This window comes from Bernardetia sp. ABR2-2B, from assembly GCF_037126435.1.
Taxonomy (GTDB): domain Bacteria; phylum Bacteroidota; class Bacteroidia; order Cytophagales; family Bernardetiaceae; genus Bernardetia.
In genome coordinates this window covers 1,712,857-1,733,368 of record NZ_CP147020.1, presented here as the reverse complement: position 1 = coordinate 1,733,368, position 20,512 = coordinate 1,712,857, and the positions used below count along the sequence as shown (strand labels likewise).

The 20,512-nt window shown below is 32.1% G+C and carries 17 protein-coding genes; 9 read left to right on the top strand and 8 right to left on the bottom strand.

Going from position 1 to position 20,512, the window contains the following annotated elements; genetic code table 11:
• Positions 1 to 16 precede the first annotated feature (16 nt).
• Positions 17 to 574: a hypothetical protein gene (locus WAF17_RS07230; protein WP_338768170.1), complete on the top strand. Its 558-nt coding sequence runs from the start codon at positions 17 to 19 to the stop codon at positions 572 to 574.
• Positions 575 to 643: 69 nt separating this feature from the next.
• Entirely contained in the window at positions 644 to 2,206 is a 1,563-nt protein-coding gene (locus WAF17_RS07225) for an aldehyde dehydrogenase family protein (protein ID WP_338768168.1), read from the top strand.
• Positions 2,207 to 2,267: 61 nt separating this feature from the next.
• On the opposite strand, the gene WAF17_RS07220 is transcribed toward WAF17_RS07225, so the two are convergent.
• Entirely contained in the window at positions 2,268 to 2,621 is a 354-nt protein-coding gene (locus tag WAF17_RS07220) for a translation initiation factor (RefSeq protein ID WP_338768167.1), read from the bottom strand.
• Between the two features lie 333 nt (positions 2,622 to 2,954).
• Here WAF17_RS07220 and WAF17_RS07215 point away from each other — a divergent pair, with 333 nt between their 5' ends.
• From WAF17_RS07215 to WAF17_RS07205, 3 genes are all read left to right on the top strand, one after another.
• Complete coding sequence (locus tag WAF17_RS07215) at positions 2,955 to 3,485, top strand: YceI family protein (RefSeq protein WP_338768166.1); 531 nt, start codon at positions 2,955 to 2,957, stop codon at positions 3,483 to 3,485.
• 267 nt (positions 3,486 to 3,752) lie between these two features.
• Positions 3,753 to 4,247, top strand: a complete 495-nt coding sequence (locus WAF17_RS07210; RefSeq protein WP_338768164.1) for a DinB family protein — start codon at positions 3,753 to 3,755, stop codon at positions 4,245 to 4,247.
• Between the two features lie 56 nt (positions 4,248 to 4,303).
• Complete coding sequence (locus tag WAF17_RS07205; RefSeq protein WP_338768162.1) at positions 4,304 to 5,386, top strand: hypothetical protein; 1,083 nt, start codon at positions 4,304 to 4,306, stop codon at positions 5,384 to 5,386.
• A 53-nt stretch (positions 5,387 to 5,439) separates the two neighbouring features.
• Here the strand turns inward: WAF17_RS07205 and WAF17_RS07200 are convergent, their stop codons facing one another.
• The 4 genes from WAF17_RS07200 to WAF17_RS07185 form a co-directional block, all read right to left on the bottom strand.
• Positions 5,440 to 5,895 carry a hypothetical protein gene (locus tag WAF17_RS07200; RefSeq protein ID WP_338768160.1) on the bottom strand — a complete coding sequence of 152 codons (456 nt, stop codon included), beginning with the start codon at positions 5,893 to 5,895 and terminating at the stop codon, positions 5,440 to 5,442.
• Between the two features lie 38 nt (positions 5,896 to 5,933).
• Entirely contained in the window at positions 5,934 to 7,283 is a 1,350-nt protein-coding gene (locus WAF17_RS07195; protein ID WP_338768158.1) for a hypothetical protein, read from the bottom strand.
• 77 nt (positions 7,284 to 7,360) lie between these two features.
• A complete protein-coding gene (locus WAF17_RS07190) occupies positions 7,361 to 8,401 on the bottom strand; it encodes a TM2 domain-containing protein (RefSeq protein WP_338768156.1) in 1,041 nt (346 codons plus the stop codon).
• 205 nt (positions 8,402 to 8,606) lie between these two features.
• Positions 8,607 to 9,419: a hemerythrin domain-containing protein gene (locus tag WAF17_RS07185; protein WP_338768154.1), complete on the bottom strand. Its 813-nt coding sequence runs from the start codon at positions 9,417 to 9,419 to the stop codon at positions 8,607 to 8,609.
• Between the two features lie 552 nt (positions 9,420 to 9,971).
• On the opposite strand from WAF17_RS07185, the gene WAF17_RS07180 reads away from it, so the two are divergent.
• The 3 genes from WAF17_RS07180 to WAF17_RS07170 all read left to right on the top strand — a co-directional run bounded on the left by WAF17_RS07180 (position 9,972) and on the right by WAF17_RS07170 (position 13,745).
• Positions 9,972 to 11,465 (top strand): M23 family metallopeptidase, encoded by a 1,494-nt coding sequence (locus WAF17_RS07180; protein WP_338768152.1) that lies wholly within the window; start codon positions 9,972 to 9,974, stop codon positions 11,463 to 11,465.
• Positions 11,466 to 11,665: 200 nt separating this feature from the next.
• Positions 11,666 to 12,874 (top strand): lycopene cyclase family protein, encoded by a 1,209-nt coding sequence (locus WAF17_RS07175; protein ID WP_338768150.1) that lies wholly within the window; start codon positions 11,666 to 11,668, stop codon positions 12,872 to 12,874.
• Positions 12,789 to 13,745 carry a Brp/Blh family beta-carotene 15,15'-dioxygenase gene (locus WAF17_RS07170; RefSeq protein ID WP_338768148.1) on the top strand — a complete coding sequence of 319 codons (957 nt, stop codon included), beginning with the start codon at positions 12,789 to 12,791 and terminating at the stop codon, positions 13,743 to 13,745. The genes WAF17_RS07175 and WAF17_RS07170 overlap by 86 nt, the downstream gene beginning before the upstream one ends.
• A gap of 101 nt (positions 13,746 to 13,846) precedes the next feature.
• Here the strand turns inward: WAF17_RS07170 and hisS are convergent, their stop codons facing one another.
• Positions 13,847 to 15,232: a histidine--tRNA ligase gene (gene hisS / locus WAF17_RS07165; protein WP_338768146.1), complete on the bottom strand. Its 1,386-nt coding sequence runs from the start codon at positions 15,230 to 15,232 to the stop codon at positions 13,847 to 13,849.
• Between the two features lie 219 nt (positions 15,233 to 15,451).
• On the opposite strand from hisS, the gene WAF17_RS07160 reads away from it, so the two are divergent.
• Entirely contained in the window at positions 15,452 to 16,018 is a 567-nt protein-coding gene (locus tag WAF17_RS07160) for a nitroreductase family protein (RefSeq protein WP_338768143.1), read from the top strand.
• 237 nt (positions 16,019 to 16,255) lie between these two features.
• On the opposite strand, the gene WAF17_RS07155 is transcribed toward WAF17_RS07160, so the two are convergent.
• Positions 16,256 to 16,681 (bottom strand): hypothetical protein, encoded by a 426-nt coding sequence (locus tag WAF17_RS07155; RefSeq protein ID WP_338768140.1) that lies wholly within the window; start codon positions 16,679 to 16,681, stop codon positions 16,256 to 16,258.
• A gap of 148 nt (positions 16,682 to 16,829) precedes the next feature.
• Positions 16,830 to 20,378, bottom strand: coding sequence for a chromosome segregation protein SMC (gene smc / locus WAF17_RS07150; RefSeq protein WP_338768138.1), 3,549 nt, complete (start codon positions 20,376 to 20,378; stop codon positions 16,830 to 16,832).
• Between the last annotated feature and the right edge of the window lie 134 nt (positions 20,379 to 20,512).

Here is a 20,512-nt window from a genome sequence, read left to right as displayed (position 1 = left end):
CAAAATTTGAAATAAGATGACAAAAGTATTACCACTTCAAATAGAGCATTATGAAAATCCTATTAAGGAGTTAATTGGAAAATCAATTATGTCTGTCAATTATTATGAAATTGGCTATGAAATCGATTGTAACAATCCATATTGGAATAAAGTCGATCATCATTCTTTAGATTATGGTCTTGAAATTAAGACAAATGATAGTCAAACCTATTATTTTATATGGGATAAAGTTTTTATTCAGTATGATTTAAAGTTTGTAAAAGGTAAAATTGAACAAGAATTTGCTAAAAACAGCAACATCAAAAAGCACCTCATTACAAATTCAAAATGGAAAGAGTTATTAGGACAAAAAATTATTTCAATAGAAAGTATTTGGGTTAATTGTTCTATTAATGGAGATAAAAAACATTATCCTGAAACTATCAAATTACAATTTGAAAATAATAAAAGTATTTGGGTCTCGGCTGTTGAGATAAGTGAGAATATAACTCCCTATATGGCTGACCATGTTAGTGTTTTTTTTGATGAAATGACGATGAGAAAATATAATGTTTTGACAGAAAGTGAGCTGTAATTTCTAAATCAAAAATGGTTTTTGTTTCTTTGTAGAAAGTTAGAATTAATCAAATAATAAACACACACTATGGCAACAATGACAGAAACCTCGGCAATACAAAATGTATTGAACGAATTAGGAATAAAAGAACATAATACTTGTTATTCGACAGGCTTAAAATGGGCTTCTACTGGCTCAAATAGAGAAACTAGAAAAATATATTCTCCTGCTGATGGAAAACTTATCGCATCAGTAGATATGGCAACAAAAGAAGATTACGATACAGTAATTAAAACGGCGCAAGAAGGATTCAAAAAATGGCGTACTCTTCCTGCTCCTCAACGTGGAGAAATTGTTCGTCAAATAGGTGAGGCTCTTCGTAAGCACAAAGATAATTTAGGTAAATTGGTAAGCTACGAAATGGGTAAAATTTATCAAGAAGGCTTGGGCGAGGTTCAAGAAATGATTGATATTTGTGATTTTGCTGTTGGACTTTCTCGCCAACTTCACGGCTTCACAATGCACTCTGAGCGTCCAAAACACCGTATGTATGACCAATATCACCCACTTGGTGTAGTTGGAATTATTTCAGCATTTAATTTTCCAGTAGCTGTTTGGGCTTGGAATTCGATGTTGGCTGCTACTTGTGGTGATGCTTCTGTGTGGAAACCATCTGAAAAAACTCCTTTTACGGCTTTGGCTTGTCAGAATATCATTACAGATGTTTTGAAAGAAAACGATGTTCCAGAAGGTATTTTCTCTGTAATTATTGGAGATGCAACTATCGGAAAGGCAATGGCAGAAGATGAGCGTTTGCCTTTGGTTTCTGCAACAGGTTCTACTCGTATGGGTAAATCAGTTGGTGCAACAGTAGGACAGCGTTTGGGTCGTTCTTTATTGGAGTTAGGTGGAAACAATGCAATTATTGTTACGCCAGAAGCCGATTTAGAAATGGCAATTCGTGCTATCATTTTTGGTTCTGTCGGAACGTGTGGACAGCGTTGTACCTCTACTCGTCGTTTGATTTTGCATGATTCTGTTTATGATACGATTAAGGAACGTTTGATTAATGCTTACAAAAACCTTCCTATCGGAAATCCATTAGATAAAGACACTTTAGTAGGACCACTTATCGACAAAGATGCTGTTAAAGGTTTTGAGAATGCACTTAAAGAAGTTCAAGCAGAAGGTGGAAAACTTATCTGTGGTGGCGAGGTTTTGGAAGGCGAAAAATATTCTTCTGGAACGTATGTAAAACCTGCAATCGTAGAAGCCAAAAATGAATACAAAATGGTACAGGAAGAAACGTTTGCACCAATTTTATATTTATTGAAATATTCTGGCGATGTAGAAAATGCAGTTGCTATGCAAAATGATGTTCGTCAAGGACTTTCTTCTGCTATTTTTACTAAAAATATGCTTGAGGCAGAAGGATTTTTAGCACATTGGGGTTCTGATTGTGGAATCGCTAACGTAAATATCGGAACATCAGGTGCAGAAATTGGTGGTGCTTTTGGTGGCGAAAAAGATACAGGTGGAGGACGTGAATCAGGTTCTGATGCTTGGAAAGTATATATGCGCCGTCAGACAAATACCATTAATTATGGAACAGAACTTCCTTTAGCTCAAGGAATCAAGTTTGATATATAAGTAAAGTAGCACAGACATCCCTGTCTGTGCCAAAAATTATAAACAGACAAGGATGTCTGTTTTACATTCCTTTAAATCCTTTCTCTTTGAGGAAGGATTTTACTTTGTCTAATAATTCGCCTTGAATAACTATTTCTCCATCTTTAGCAGAACCACCAACGCCACAATGATTTTTGATTTCTTTTGCTAAAGATTTCAAATCTTCTTCTTTTCCTTCAAAGTTTTCTATCAAAACAACGCTTTTACCTTTTCGGTGTTTACGGTCTAGACTTACTTTAAGTCTTTGCTCTTCATTGGGAAGCGTTTCGATTTCTTGTTCTTCTTGAAACTCAAAATCTGGATTAGTAGAAAATACCATTCCACCACCACTTCCATCTGTTGAAATTCTTTTTTTCTTTTTTTTATCTCTTGCCATAATTATTGATTTTGAATTTATATTTTAATCTAACAAAAATAGTATATTTAAAACTACACAAGACCAATTTATAATTTTTTTTGGAAAATCTATTTTTAATAAAAACCTATCTTTTAAGAGTTTTTATTAAAAAATAAAGCTAAAGTTGTATTTTGGGTACAATAATGGTATTTTGTTTATCAAAAATTAATAAGGGGAATGTAAAAGGCAAACTAACATTTGCTTTTTAGATAATTCAAATAATTCAAAACAATACTTTTAATCATTTTTTTAGTTTAATTCAGATTATTTATGAAAAATCATTTTTTATTTCTCCCTATTATCCTTCTTTTCATGTTCGGATTTACATTTTCAAACTCTTCTTCTTATAAAGAAACAACAAACAATACAGAAGTAAAGCAAACTATTATTTCTTCTGTTACTTTCAAAATCAAAAATGCAGGAATTGGCGTTGATGGAAGTTTTAAAGGCTTTCAAGGAACAGTAGATTTTAATCCTGACGACCTTGCAAGTAGCAAATTTGACGTAAGTGTTGAATCTAAAACAGTTGATACAGATAATAATACGAGAGACAATCATTTGAGAGAAGAGGAATATTTTGGAGTAGAAAAACACCCAAAAATTTCAATGAAATCGACAAAAATAGAAAAAGTGAGTGATGGAAAGTATAAAGCCACTTTTAATCTTACTTTAAAAGGAAAAACAAAAGCAGTTTCATTTCCTTTTTCTTATGACAAAACAACCACAGGCTACAAACTAAAAGGCTCATTTGAAATAGACAGAAGAGATTATGGTGTTGGAGGTTCTAGCTGGATTCTTTCCGATGATGTAAAAGTATATATCGATTTAGAAGTAAAAAATTAATCTTGATAGATCAAACTATCATCTATTCTATGAACTTGCTCGTTTAGCATACTATTTTTAGTAGATTTGGGAGCAAAACACGATTAATTATTATAGATTCCGTATTTTTACAAAAATACAATTACCCTTTTCAAATGATTTGATTGTATCAATGAGCTTGAAGAGGGTTTCTCACAGTTTATACTATCTTTCTGTATAATTTTTAGGAATCACACAAACATTTAGGAAACGATATTAAAACGACGCTTTTACTCAAAAAAATCTTTTATGAATCACTCAAATATAGCTGTTTTGAAGCAGCTCAACGAACTTCTTACTCAACTTTCAGATACAGAATATTCTGCTGCCTTGCCAATTATTTCTCAAAATACAATTGGAAAACACGTTCGACATATTTTAGAGTTTTATACCTGCCTTATTACAGGAATAGAAAATAAATCAGTAGATTATGATGCACGAAAACGAAATCTTGAATTAGAAAATTATACGGAAAAAGCACTAGAAACTTCAAATTTTGTCTCTAATATATTACTGAATTTAGATAAAAAAACAGAGTTAGAGCTTTTTGCAACACTTCCACACGATAGAGTAAAGTTAGCTTCTACCGTAGAAAGAGAGCTTTTATATGTTTTGGAACATACCATTCATCATTTTGCAATTATCAAGATTGCTGTCAAAAATGAATTTCCACATGTTAAGATAGCTGATGAATTTGGTGTTGCTTACGCAACTCTCCAACATCAAGAAATAATTACCAATTAAAAATAAAATCCTTGTCGATGGCTGTATTTTGAGCCTCAACGACGGTTTGTATAGATATGAAAAAGCCTTTATGGTGGATAAAACTAACCAATTTTGAATATTGGTCTATGTGGTTTTTCTATTTACCAACTTTACCTTACGGTTTATATTTAGCGTTGCGTTCGGGTTCGATGGCGTATTTTACGTCCGTCAATCCTGCTGTTCCTTTGAGTGGTATGAAAGGGCAACCCAAACAGGATATTCTCAAACTTTTAGATGAAAAGTATCTTCCTAAATCACTTTACTGCAAATACGATTCTGAATTTGAGTTTGTAAAATCAGAAGTTCAAAAAAAAGAAATTGATTTTCCCCTTATTATAAAGCCAGAAGTTGGAGAGCGTGGAAAAGGAGTAGAAAAAATAAATTCTTTCGAAAAGTTACAAGATTATTTGAATGAATATACGAAGGAAAACAAGTCTGATTTTATTATTCAAGAATTTCTGAAAGAACCGATTGAATTAGGCGTTCTATATTACAGATTGCCAAATAATTTGAAAAGCAAAGTAAAGAAAGAGTTTAGACTAAGAAATTTTAAAGATTCAGCTATCACTTCTATTGTACAAAAAGAATTTTTGACTGTAAGAGGAGATGGAAAGAAAACATTAGCCCAGCTTATTGAAGATTCTGATAGAGCAAGATTTCAAAAGAAAAGACTAGAGAAGGAATTTGCTCAAGAATGGAGTGTAACAATTCCCACAAATGAAGAGGTTGTTTTAGAACACATCGGTAATCATTGTAGAGGAACAAAATTTTTAGATGGAAATAATCTTATCACAAAAGAAAACTTAGCTGCTTTTGATGAAATAATGAATCCTTTAGAGAATTATTATTATGGAAGGTTTGATATAAAAGTGCCTTCTGTAAAGGATTTTAAACAAGGAAAGGGAATAAAAATAATGGAAGTAAATGGTGTCGCTTCCGAACCCGCTCATATTTATGACCCAAAAACGCCTATCTTGAAAGCTTACAAGGATATTTTTTGGCACATGAAAATTATTCAAGTGATTAGTAAACAGAATAAAAAAGACGGAACTGCTTATGCTTCTTTTAGAGGGGTTTTTAAGATGATAAGTGATGAGTTTAAGAAGACGTTTTTTTAAAATTGGTTGGTATGTCGTCGGTGGAGACAACAATAAGATAAATATTTATTGCTCTATTTTTTCTTGATTTTCATATTTGCTTTTTTTCTTTTCACTTTGTAAAAAGTATCTTTTGGTGGGTTATGATATTTCAAACCATCTTGCAAGTTTGAATCATTTAAAGACAAAGTATCTGTTCCTGTTAAACTAAAATAGGGGATAGTACCAGACTTCAAAAAAATCTTTCCATAAGTAGTTGTGCTATCTCTGTATTTATGCAAAATTATGGTATTACCTCTATAATACCATCTTCCTTCTGTATTCTTAGAGTTTCCAAATCCTCTAAACCAATATCTGAAAGTATTATCTTCTTTTACTTCAAAAATACCTACACTCATTGCCCCTTCCTTAGAGAAAGAATAAATACACTTCGTTTCATCATCATCTTCTATTGATTTACTACAAGAAAATAATAGCAATAGAATCAAAATTAGTGTTATAAACGGAAAAATAGTCCACCTTCCTATCATAATTATTTTGATATAGATTCTCTGATAATTAGAAAACACTAAGAAATTTCCTTCTCCAAGTCACTCAACTTTTCTTCTACCTGTACTTTAATAACAGGAATGGCTTGTAAAACAAAATCTAATTTATCTTTAATCTGTGCAATTGTCCAGCCGTTTTCCTGACTTGCTTCTATCTCTGAAAGTGTGGTATTAAATTGTGTTAAGCCTGTGTAAGCCGTACAAGATTTGAATTTATGAACCGTTTGGCGAAGCGTATCTAGCTCTCCATTATTAAATTCCTGTTGAAGCTGTGCTGGATATTCTCTTAGGTTTTTATCCAAAATTTGAAGCATATTCTGAACAAGAATTGGCTCATTATCTACAATTTCATAGATTTGAGAAAGGTCAATTTTTTCGTGGTAGCTCATAGTATTGGTGTTTGTAAAGGACAGTAGTTGTTGCCAAATCTGAAAAGGATACAAAGGATAAATTAATAAATTTGTTTCATTGTTTATCAAATGCTGTTTTTTTTCCAAAAAACTAGGTTCGACAAGCAAACAAGACTGTTTTTTATTTTTTATTTCTTTTTTAATAAAATTTTGTTCTATAAAGATAAAATCAAATTCTGAATCTTGGTGTAATGTGCTTTCAACAAACTTTCCTCCTGCAAGTTCTACTAGGTTATGAATTAGTTTTTGATGAACTATGTTTTCTCCCAAATAAGAAAATGTAGTGGAAAGAAAAGGTTCAATTTTTTGAGGGAAAAGACAAATTCCACTTATTTTTTCAAATGAATTTGATAAATCAGTTAGGTAACGAAAATTTGTTGGAATAGTATCACTACAATTCTGAATAAAGTTTTGAGTAGTAATTTTTTTTAGGTCGTTAGCTAACAAGTTTGTCCAATCTACTCGCAACTGTTCATCAAGCGTAGCTAATTCTTGTTGATGTGTTACCTCTGAAAGTTCGGCATCTTTAGTTAGTTGCCATTTTTCATTCAAAAATTCAATTTCTTTTAGTTTATTATTTTCTTCTGCATTCTTTAATGAGATATAATAATCAGTTTTGTCTTCAAGCAAACATTCTAAATAAGGAACAGCATTTTTTTCTATACTTTTCTTGATTGTAAATAAAGCATCTACAAAAAAGGTTTCTTCTTCAAAAATAATTTCTTGATTAGTAATAGACAGACTTTTTTCTTCCTTATTTACATTCTTAAATAGAAAATCAATAGCTTCTTTGTGTGCTTTGAAAGTTTCAAATACTTCAAAAAAAATAATATCTTGTTCTTGATTAATTTTCCAAATAGCTTGACACGTATTTCGTATAATCCCTTCTTCGTCTAAATAAAAAATCTGAATGCGATTCGCAACAAGGGAAAGTTTGCGAGCATTAAATTCAGAAACCAAAGGTATATTTTTAGATAGGATTTTTTTAGACACTTTGAAATTGAAAAACTAGATTCTACTTAAATTTACGAAAAAAATTATTCTTTTGGTAATACATTCGAAAACTCAAAGGGAGAAATTACCTCTCCAACAGTTACTTTATAGGTTTGATTTTCAATTTGTTCGACACGCATAAAAAATGTCATTGTTTCATCAAAATATTCCCAAATAGTAAGTTTGTTTGCGCTTGTTTTGGCTGTCAGTTCGTGTCTCCAACCTGTTTTTGTGTTTTCTCTAAAATAATCTATTTCTTGATAATTAAGTACCGAAGGAGGACGGTTATTTGTCTGAATTTCCTCCTCTAATTCTCTATCAATAGAATGAATATTTACCTTTCTAGCTAAAATAGTATGTAATTGAGTGCCTTCATTTCGCAGATACAAATGCAGCGTTTCTTTTTCATTTATTAAACGAAACTCTTTTCCACTATTTCCATTATCCCAATCAAATTGCCATTCTTGTACTGTTTCCCATGTCGTTAGGTCAAAATCTACCAAATATCCTGCTTTTATATTTACAATACTCAATCGCATTGGGTCAGCTTCTGGAGCATCTAAAATACGTGGTGCAATCGGACGGATTTTGGTAATACTTCGTTTTTCTAAATGAATATGATTATCTTTTTTAGTATTTTTTTTCTGCAAGTCATAAGGCGTTCGGAGCATAAATCGTGAGCCTTTAGCCGAAGAATAGTTAGAATCTGAAATAGCGTCTGCTGTTGTTGGTTTTTTGAGTCCATAACGATACTTTACAAGTACATGACGAAGTGTTTGGTCTGCTACTTTGTTGTTATGTGATTCTATCATTGCAGGAATCCTAAATAAATCTATAAATGTCCATATAAAAAAACCTCCTGCCGTAAACCAATATAAAAATTGTAAGAGCCATTGATTGAGATAAGCATAATGTGTCCCAAAAACAAGCAAATGCAAAATATAGCCTATCGAAGTAGTACGTGCATTTCGGTTATATTCTTCAAAAAATTCCCGTTGTGCTTCCTGTGGCAGTTCTGAAAGTTGAGCAGTAACGGCATAAGGAAGTTCACGAGTGAGTGAAGGTGGTAATATTAAATTTCCCATTTACTTTAGTATTGACTTAATCTTTTTTACTTGTGATATAATCTCTAAGTTTTCAAGTTTGCTTTTAATCTCTATTACAACTTACGTAAAAATTATTTAAAGGATTACAGAAACAAGCTGATTTAGGAATATTTGTATTTTTGTTGCTTACTTTCATCATCATTTATTTTCAGCTCATTCTCAATATCCAATTCCTAGTTCCCAATCAGTTAAACTTACTTTTTTCTGTTATACTTTGTTTTAATTTTAGTTCTAATTTTAATGCTTTAGGAAGTAAAACTCTGTTTTCAATATCTGCATGAAGTTGTAATTCTTCTTCAAAATCTTTCAATTCTGAATATAATACTTTTATTAAAAGAGGCGTATCTTTACTTGTTTTATAATTTTGTGTAAGTTCCCTAATTCCCTTCATTTCATCATCATCTTGTTGGTGCTGACGTAAAAAACGAGAAATAGAATGCTCTTGCATCGGATAAAACACCTTTGTCATCGGTATTTTTTCATAGAAAGCATTATCTAAAAGACTAATATAATCGAAGAGCGAATCTTCTTCTTCAAAAATATGATGAATAAAATCTTCTGCAAACAATGGGAAGGCAATTTTCAAATCCTCTATAATGGATTTGTATTTATTTTCGAATCTACTACTATCACAATCATCAACCAGCTTTGACATATAAGGCAAACTACGGCGCATAAAAATACGGTGTGAGTGCTTCAAGTAATCAATGACAAGCTCAACAGGATAGTGAGAAATATTTTGATTTATTACCTTTGAAGAGTAAGCATCTTTCTTTTTACTAACTGCTTCCTCCAATTGCTTTATCAATAATGTAGCATCAATTCCCTTTTCTGCACAGCTTTGAGCCAATGTTTGATGCCTATGATTATAAAAATCTATTCCAAAGTAATGAAGCGTAGCAGCATAAATATAGTTCTTTGAAACTAAATCAGTTATATTTTCGGTAGGCTTGAGAGCAGTATTATTTTCTTTTTTACTATTACCTTTATTTTCCATGCGCTTCTTGTTGTTTGAAAAACTAATTTCCTAATCTACAAAAATATAGATTTTTGAGCAAAACTGATTGCTGTTTTTTGCTTCTTTTTTTATTCTTTAGGACAGAGAAAAATCAGATTTTATGTGAATTAATCTAATTCAAAATCTAAAAATTCAAGATTTATAGAAGTATAATCAATTTATTCCTATTCTTCAATTGATAAGTACAACAAAATAAACAAAGGAATCATAATATTTGGTAGTGTTTATAAAATAGTTGTAAATTGCACATTCATTTATAAGAAAATTAATCAAAGATTAGTTCCTATTAAATAAAAAATATTTCAACGTTTTTTCAGAAAGTTAGTTTCTGATTCATAACTTTTAGTTAAACGCTATCTACTCACAAAAATATTATCAAGGACTTATTTATTAAATTCATAAAAAAATAAGTAGTTATTAATTAAGATTTCTAATAATTAAAACTCATAAAAAAAATACATTCTCACTAATCAAACAATAGGTTTCTTTACAGAATAGATTTTATGCCTTAAATCCCTATTATCTTCCCAAATGGACTCGAATAATTACTCAAAAAAAGTATTTTATCACACTTTAAAGTATAATAAAGCAATAAAGTTTGTCAGTTTCTTTTTTATTCTATTCACTTTTTTAGCTCAAAAAAATAACGCTACTGCTCAAAATAACTCACAGAAAAATAAAAATAATCAAAGTGATTTTCAAACTATTGTAATTCCTAATCTACTAATTCTTCCTACAAACCAAGAAACAGACAAATCAGATAAAAAAAATATTGAAAAAGTAGCTCAAAAAGAAGATGCTACAAAAGATGAAAAAATAGATTCTTTAAAACTTACTTTAGCTGTTGCAAAGAAAGATTCGATAGATGCCTTTGGTATTTCCAAAACTACTATTGATTCTGCCTTATTTATGGCTGCTTCTGCAAATGGAAAAATAAAGAACGATTCACTAAAGGGAATAGGTGCAAAATCGTCAGAAGAATCTGATGTTATTAATACAACTGCTCCTTCTATTGGAGGAGATAGTTATGAAGAGGAAAAATTTCGTCCTGCCAATGCTACCCTCTTAAATCTTTCTGATACAACAATGCTTCGCCTAAGTACGCTTGGTGGAAGCTGGGGATATTCACTTTTTTTAGATACACTTTCTATTAGCATGAATGCTCGTAAGAGTTTGTTCAGAGAAGATACAAGCAATTACGATAATGCAAAAATGAGTAATATCGTTCTGATTTCAGAAGAAGTTGCAATTGACTGCGTTTGGATTACGATGCGCCAATATTATAAAGTTTGGGATTCAAATATGGTTAATCCTTACGGAATTGATGCTTCTAAGTTTAGAGATACAGTTCAGATAGCTCTTTATGATTCGGCAAAAAATCAGTATTGGTCGCCACCAATGGCAAGTAATAGAATCAACTCAAATTTTGGGTATCGCCGTTATCGTTGGCATCACGGAACAGACTTAGACTTAGACACAGGAGACCCGATTTATGCCGTATTTGATGGAGTGATTAGAGTAAAAAAATATGGTAGAGGTTTTGGAAATCATATTGTAATACGGCACAACAACGGACTAGAAACTGTTTACGGACATCTTAGCGCAACCAACGTAGAAATTGGAGATAATGTAAAGGCTGGTCAGATGATTGGAAAAGGTGGAAGCACAGGGCGTAGTACAGGACCTCACTTGCACTTTGAGATGCGTTATGAAGGAAATTCGATAGACCCAGCAACTATTTTTGATTTTGAGAAAAATGAAATCAAATTGAAAGATTTTGAGCTTACGGCTGCTAATTTCAAACACTTAGGCGCACGAGTAAATACTACACATACTCACGAAGATGACGGAGATGAAGATGGTGATACATCTGTAAGAAGAGTAATTTATCATAAAATAAAAAGTGGAGATTCACTTTGGAAAATCAGTCGTCAGTATGGCGTTACTATTTCATCTATTTGTAAACTCAATAATATTAGTACACGTTCGAATTTGAGGTTGGGAAGGCGTTTGAGAGTACGCTAAACAGTAATAAAGAAAAATATAAAAAGCCTTCAAAAACATCTAGTTTTTGAAGGCTTATCTGTTTTACTCTTATATTTTTTCAACAAAAGCCTATTGATACAGTTAATGATGTTATTATTGTTTATCTACCTTTTAAAATTAGTTATCTAATAAATAAGATAGAATACTTTTCAAAACAACTCTTAAATAACAACATAACATTGACTAAGTTTGATATTATTATAGTGGGCGCAGGTGCTGCAGGGCTTAGTTTGGCGTATCATTTATCCAAAAGTATTTGGGCTGATAAAAAAATTCTTTTATTAGATAAAGACAGCAAACAAAATAATGACCGTACTTGGTGTTTTTGGTCAGAGGAAGCTCCTAAATTTGAATGTGCAAGAAAAGTACATTGGCAAAACATGAGGTTTTTGGGTAAAAATTTTGAAAAAAAAGCATCTCTAGTTCCTTATAATTATTATCATATCAGAGGACTAGATTTTTACGAAGAAATAAAAACACAGTTAAAGAAATTTGAAAATATCAAATGGCAACAAGAGACAGTTATAACCATTAATGAATCAAATAGTGAGGTTACAACTGATATCAATAAATATAGTGCTGACTGGATTTTTAATAGCGTACCTCAATTTAGCTCTGCTTTTCCTCTAAACAAAACAGAAGTAAAGCAATATTTTAAAGGATATTTTATCAAAACGAATAAAGAAGTTTTTGATACAGATACAGCTACTCTTATGGATTTTTCTATGAACGAGAAAGACAAAATTGAGTTTTTTTATGTGTTACCTTTTACTAAAAAATATGCTCTTATTGAATGTACGGTTTTTACTACAGAGTTTCAAGACCCTGAAAAGTATCAAGCCAAAATTAGAAAGTATATTAAAGAAAAAATTGGAGTTGTAGATTTTGAAGTAGTAGAGGAGGAGAAAGGAATGATTCCCATGACGATTAAGCCTATGCCCTTGCGTAGTTCTTCTTCGGTTTTTCATGTCGGTGCAGCAGGTGGAATGACAAAAGCGACGACTGGATATACCTTCCAGAACATCCAATTTTTTTGTGAAGATTTGATAAATCATTGGCAAAAAGACTTCAAAACAATCCAACTAAAAAAACTTGCTACTCCAAAACGCTTTTCTTTTTATGATGGTTTGCTTTTACATATTATCAAAAAGAGACCCCATTCTTTTCAGGGAATAATGGAAAATTTGTTTAAAAACAATGATTTGCCATCAGTAATAAAATTTCTGACTCAAAAGAGTAGCTTATTAGATGAAGCACGTATTTTTTTTAATTTATCTTGGTATCCTTTTCTAAAAGCCGTATATGAGAAATATTTTTGGAAAAATAAGAAAATCTTTAACCTCAAAAGTAGGCGTAGTTTCAAATTGGGTAATACTACTTACCTTTAGTGCAGGATTATTTTCCTCATTTTTTGATTTAACTTCTTTGGCAGAGCTTGGTATATTTATCGTGCTTATGATAACATTAGGCATTCCACACGGAGCAACTGACCATATTGTTTTTTTTTCTCAAAAAAATAGAGAAAACAAACTCACTTCTTGGAAGTATTTTTTACTATTTTATTTAGGTACAATGTTAGCTTACGCATGTGCTTGGTATTTTTTGCCCCTATTTTGTTTTATAGTCTTTCTGGCTTTTTCAGCATATCATTTTGGTCAATCACAACTTTATTATCTCACTATTGAGAGCAAAAAATGGCTTAAAACTCTCTTATACTTTTTTTGGGGGAGTACACTATTGTTAAGTATTTTAGGATTCAATGCAGATGAAACTCTTTCTATTCTTTCTGGAACGCCTTTCATTGAACCAATGAAATATATTTTGGCTCGTTTTGAATATATTCTAATAGCAAATATAGCTGTTCTGGTAGCGTTATTAGTAAATTTGGCTACTAGAAAAAAGATAAGTTTTTCGAAAGTTTTACAAGAATTAGCATTGCTTATCTTATTGCTATTTTTATGCTGGAGTGTGTCTTTGTTACTGACTTTTGCTATCTATTTTGCCTTATGGCATAGCTTACAAACGATTGAGAAAGAAATAAAAGTATTTGATGATTGCTTTGAAAAAGGCTATTCTTTGAAAGAATATGGTAGAGATGTACTGCCTTTTTCTTTGATTAGTTTTTTAGGAATTGGAATCATACTAACAGGGTTGTATTTTTTTGAGTTTAGCACTCCGAACCTATTATTTGTATTTTTTGTCTTGATTTCTATTCTTACTGCTCCTCACGCTTTGTTGATAGAAAGCATTTATGATTGATACAATATCACAAAATATAAGCTAAATAAATGTGAAAGAAAAAGCCTTCAAGAACTAGATATTTTTGAAGGCTTTTTTGAAAAAAAATATTGACAGTTTGCCTAAGAAAATTTTTCAATCAGTTCATCAATGGACATCAATTCTTGCGAACCATCAATCATATTTTTGACAGCTAATTTGCCTGTTTTCATTTCATTATCTCCTACAACTACTGAAAAAGGAATATTTCTCTTATCAACATAATTAAATTGTTTCTTCATGTTTTTATTTTCTGTATAAACTTCAGTAGCAATATTTCTGTCTCTAAGTCTTCTTACTAAAGGCAAACTCCAAATACGTGCAGTTTCATCAAAGGCTAAGAAAATCAGTTTGGTAGATTCTGAAACGTTTTTTGGAAATAAATCCAAGTCTTCCAAAACATCATAAATTCGTTCTATTCCAAAAGATATTCCTACACCTGAATAGCCTTTCAAACCAAAAATTCCTGTAAGGTCATCATAACGACCACCTCCACCAATACTTCCCATCTCGGCTTCATCAGCTTTTATTTCATAGATACAACCTGTGTAATAGCCCAAACCTCGTGCAAGTGTTGGGTCAATTTCTAAGTTATTGACAAATGGAATACCATTCAGAAATTGCTGTACTTGTTCTAATTCTATAATACCAGCTTCTCCAACTAGGTTTCCTGTGAAAAATTTCTTTAGATATTCTAGTTTTTCGCTATTAAAACTCGTGCCTACACTTGTTGTTGCCTTTATAAACTCTTGTATTTTGGAAGTAGCCTCTTCTGAAAGCTCTCTTTCTTTGAGTTCTTTTGCCACACCTTCCCAGCCAATTTTATCTAGCTTATCAATTGCAACAGTAATATCTGTCATTTTATCTGCAAAACCAACGACTTCTGATAGTCCTTGCAATATTTTTCTACTGTTGAGTTTTATGGTAACTTTCAGATTTAGTTTTTGAAACACCTCATCAGCCATTTGTAATAATTCGGCTTCATTAATCAATGAATCTGAACCTACGACATCAGCATCACATTGATAAAACTCACGATAACGCCCTTTTTGTGGACGGTCGGCACGCCAAACAGGCTGAATTTGAAACCTACGGAAAGGAAAAGTAATTTCGCTTTGGTGCTGCACCACGTAACGAGCAAATGGAACAGTCAAATCATAACGCAAACCTCGCTTACTCAATTTTGTAGTAATTTCTTTATAATCTAATTCTTCTACTTTCTTTTGACTATCCTTTTTGCGTACATCTTTCAAAAAATCGCCTGAATTAAGTACTCTAAAAAGAAGTTGGTCACCTTCATCACCATATTTTCCTGTCAGAGAATCTAGGTTTTCCATGGTAGGTGTTTCTAAAGGCAAGAAACCATATTTTATAAATACTTTTTTAATAGAATCAAAAAGCCATTGACGTTTGAGCATTTGATTGGGCGAAAAATCACGCATTCCTTGTGGAACAGAAGGTTTTTTCATAACTTATTTTCGATGTTTTTTCTTAAAAATATCTTTTTATGTTGTAGTGATACAAATATACCAAAAAAGTAGCTTGAAAGTTCCTAATTCTTTATTTATCTCTATCAAATTACTTTGTTGATAACCGAGCAATTGACTTTTATCCAAACATTTTGCATCAAATTCTTATTTAGCTGTTGTTATATTCCATTTTTTAACCTAAAAACACATTTTTATTTTATGTCAAATTCTATTTTATCTATCATTGAAGAGCGTTGGAGTCCAAGGGCTTTTTCATCAAAAAGTATTTCTAAAGAAGATTTGAATTTACTTTTCAAAGCAGCAGGAAAAGCAGCATCTTGTTTTAATGAACAACCTTGGCGATTTGTCTATGCACACAAAGAAGACACAGAAAATTTTAATTTATTGTTAGAGTGTTTGGTTGAATTTAATCAAGAGTGGGCAAAGAATGCTTCTGTTTTAGTAGCTACGGTGGCAAAAAAGAGTTTTTCAAACAATGGCAAACCGAATCAACATTCGTGGCACGACCTTGGACTTGCTATGGGGAATATGAGCTTACAAGCTATGTCAATGGATATTTACCTGCATAATATGGCAGGATATGATAAAGAAAGAACTGTAAAAAACTTAAATATTACAGCCGATTTTGAGCCTGTTAGTTTTGTAGCAATAGGCTATGTAGGAGATAAAAACCAGCTACCAAACGACTTGAAAGAACAAGAAACTCCAGAATCTCCTAGAAAGGATTTAGATGAAATTACTTTTGTAGGACAGATGGGAAAATAAATCAAATTTTTATAGGCTAGAGCGATTCTAGCCTATATTTTTTCTTATCAATAACTACTTCTGTTCGTGTAGCTTTTACTTGTTGGTATTCGCCTTTTGCAAAACTAGCAAAACAAAAAAAGTCGTTGTTATTTTTTGTTGGTCATCACAACGCCAAACCGAAACTAAACACCAATAATGGCAGGAAAATAGCACACAATTCTATAGAACTGAGTTTTGTTGTTGAAATCGTGAACTTTAATATAAGGGCATTTTATTAGCCAACCAGTGTTCGGCTTTTTCTCTTGTATCTGTTATCAAAATAGGGGAAGGAGGTGGATAACTTTTCATAATAGCTTTCACAATTGTTATTTGTTCTTGGGAGTGGCTAATATTAGCCATTCCTTGACAATATTCTCTCATGTGTTGATGATGCTTATTATTCCATTCTGCCTGTTTTTCTCTAAACTCAGCTTTCAGATATTCCGAACCATTCAATTCTATAAGTACGACGTATTTGTTCTCTTGTAGAAAAATAGTGTCCATACAATCCAAATATTCATAGAATTGTTTTTTGTTAGGTTGTGGAGTTTTGAATTTTACAAAAATCTGAGGAAAAGTAGTTGTATCAAAAACGAAACAGTCATTTTCGAAGTGAAAAGTATTTATATCAGAGTTTTCCATAATTGAATTAATTGATTCTTTATTTTCTTGTTAAACAAGAGGTTGCCTAAGAGTAGAGAAATTATATTCTACGTTGTTATTCTTAAATACCTACAAGTTTTAAACTCTCCCTGCTAACTAATATTTAGCTTTCTTATACTATTGTTTTCTACTCTACCAAAATCCCTTTCAAATCCACAGGCAAGACTTTAGAAACACCGATTTCAGGCATCGTAACGCCATAAACAACATCGGTACTTACCATTGTGCGCTTGTTGTGGGTAACGATAATAAACTGTACTTCTTCTGCAAACTTCTTGATGATTCTGTTGAATTTATCAATATTTGCATCATCTAAAGGCGCATCTACTTCATCAAAAATACAGAAAGGCGCAGGACGCAAGAGATAAAGCGCAAACAAAAGCGCAACGGCTGTAAGTGTTTTTTCTCCACCCGAAAGCTGTTTGATGGTAAGAGGTCGCTTACCTTTTGGCTGTGCAATGATTTCAATTTTAGACTCCAATGGGTCTTCTGGATTGGATAAAACTAAATCACAATTATCTTCTTCTGAAAAGAGCGAACGGAAAACACGAATAAAATTTTCACGGATTTGATTGAAAGCATCTAAAAAGGCTGTTTTGGCTGCCTCATCAAGTTCTGCTATGGTGTCTTCTAAGAGTTTTTGAGCATCGAAAAGGTCGCTGCGTTGTTCTGTAATAAAATCATGTCTGCCTTTTATTTCGTCGTAGGCTTCTTTTGCTGTGGCATTGATTGTTCCGATGCGTTGCAGACGGCGTTTTGCTGCTTCTATTTCGTCGATGAGTGTTTCGTCTGGAAGCTCGTCTTCTTCTGTTTGGGCTTCTAAGAGTTCATCTGTAAGTTCTATTTCAAATTCTGCTGAAAGGCGTTCTCTTGTTGCTGTGAGTTTTAGTTTCGTTTCATTGAGTTTATTTTGAAAAGACATGGTACGAGTATCGCAGTTTTCTCGTTGTCTTTGTAGTTCTTTGATTACCTTTTCTACTCTCGTTATTTCTTCACGGAGCTTGTAAAACTGACTTTCAATTTCTGATAAATCGCCTTGCAAATCGACTTTAATTTCCTCTAAAGAAGCTATTTCTTCAATTTGAGAAGCTATTTTTTCTTTAAGCTGACTTACTTCTTCTGCAATTTCTTGTAACTGAACTTGACTTTGTGTAATGCGTTCTTTTCCTGTCAATAATGAGGTTTGTTTGAATTTTATTTCTTGTTTGAGATTTTCTAGCTTATTTTCAAACTGAATAAAATTCATGTTTTTTTCTTGCAATTCTTCTGCAATTTCTCCAAAACGCTCATTTTGAATAGAATATTTATCATTCAAATCATAATACGCTCGTTCGGCTTCTATTACTTCTTCTTTTTTCTGACTGATTTTTGGCTTTAATTTTTCAATCTGTTCTGCCAAAATACTCAAACGTTCTTGTGCTGCTTGTTTGCGCTCTTCGCTTCGTCTAACATTTTCTTGCATCTGTTCGGCTTTGGCTTGAAGCGATATTTTTCGTTGTGAAACGTGATTAGTTTCATTCTTCAATTCTCTCAGCTCTTCAAACTTAGATTGTTCTTTCAAATTTTCTACTTGCGATAAAAATTCATTTCTTTGATTCTCTAAATCAGTAATTTCTTTTTCAATAGTTATAATTTCTTTGTCTAATTCTTCCAAACGCTGCTTTCTGCCCAGTTGAGAATTTTGATTTGCATTTTCTTTTCCTTTTCCTCCTGTCCAGTTTCCACCATTACGAGCTACAAACTCGCCATTTTTTAGGGCAATCGTAAAACCTTCTACATCATTTGAATTATCATTTTCACTAAAATACACATTGTGAAATAACGAATATGCCAGTTTTTTGTACGATTCATCAAACTCAATGACTGCCAAAGCTGCAACGGCATTATCAATCGGAGGAAGGTTTGGAATTACGTTTTCTAATTTGTCTAAGATAAAAAAGTTAGCTTTTCCCTGTTCATTTTCTGAGAGTAAAGAAATAGCTTTTCGTGCTTCACTTTCTGTCTGAACGACATAAAAATTGAGATACGGCTCTAAAATTGAAAGTAGAGCATCATTGTAATCATCTTTTGCTGTAAAAATATCAGCTAAGAGAACTGCATTTTCAGACCAAGAATTTTCTTTGTCTAATGAGTTATTCAAAAATTTCAAAGCATTCGAAAAACCCTCCATATTCTCAACAAGTGATTTTGTTAGGTTTTGTTCTGCTTTCAAGCTACTTTCCTGTCTTTGTTTTGTTCCTATTTGTTCTTTTAGAGATTCAATTTGAGTAGTTAGTGAAGTTATTTTTTGTGTTCGTTCGGCTTCAAGTTCTTCAAGTTTTGATATTTCTGTATTTCTATCTTTTAGCTCATTTTCAATTTCCCCAACTTTCTTCAATGTAATTTGTAGCTCATCAGCCTGTCCAGAAAAATCTAGCGCAATTTGGTCATTTTCTTGTTTTGAGCCACTTTGCTGGTTTTCTTTTAATTCAATTTCTTTTTGAAGAATAAGAATATCATTTTGCAGCGTTTTGAATTTTTCTTGTGCTGCTTGCATCGCACTTCTAAGGTTTTCAGTTCTTACTTTTTCTTCTGCGTGTGATTTTTTGAAATTCTCTAAAATACTTTGAGTTTCCAAAAATTGCTTTTCTTGACTTTCCAAATTTTGCTGCAAACTCTCTAAGCTCTGTCCTGCTTGTTTTGTGCCAGATTCATCTTCTAATAATTGCTCTTCAATTTGATTTCTATTTTTACTCAAAAACTGTGTTCTGTCTTCGTTTCTAACTTTTTCGTTTTGAAGATGATTTATTTTTTCAATTTGTGAAGACAAATAACGTTTCTTTTCAGAGATAATTTTTTCTTGTTCTGTTGCTGTATTCTTTTGCTCTTCAATAGATTTTTCTAAATCTTCTTGTTCTTTAGTAAGCGTTTCTTTTTGGGCTAAGATTTCATTGATTTGAGTATTGAGTTCTACAAAATCATCTGAATTTGATTTTACTTGGCGTTTTGCTAGTGCAATACTAAACTTTTCGTAGGCTTCTTTTGTAGAAAAATATTTTTCGGCTTGTTTGGCTTGGCGTTCCAAACCCTTCATGTTTTTTTCTATCTCGTGCATCAAATCCTCTACACGCTCCAAATCTGACAACGTAGCTTCAAGTTTTGCTAAGGTTTCTTTTTTGCGCTGTTTGAACTGTGCCACTCCAGCAGCTTCTTCAAACATTACTTTTCTTGCATTTTCTCTATCGGTCAGAATATCATCGACCATTTTTAGCTCAATGATGGCATAACTATTCGATGTTGCACCTGTATTCATCAAAAGATTGGTAATATCTTTTCGACGACAAGGTGTTCCATTCAAAAAATATTCGCTAGAACCACTACGAGTATAACGCCTTGTGATACAGACTTCTTTATATTCTGGTGGAAGTAATGCTCTATTATTATCAAAATATAAAGAAACTTCAGCAGCATCGGCAGCATTTCTTTTGGCTGTTCCATTGAAGATAATGTTTGACATTTTATCAGAACGCAAATGACGAGTTCTATGCTCACCCAAAACCCAACGCATGGCATCAATAATATTTGATTTGCCACAACCATTCGGTCCTACGACACCAGTAATTCCTTCGTCGAAACGAACGACTACTTTATCTCCAAAACTTTTAAATCCTTTTATTTCTAATCTTAGAAGCTGCATATATTTTTGAAATATCAGATGTCAAAGGCGAACCTTTGACCTACAAACGAACTATTGTAATTACTTGATTGGTAAAATTACAAAAAATAATAGGCTTATCACACAACTTTAATTTCTTCTAAACTCTCTGCAAA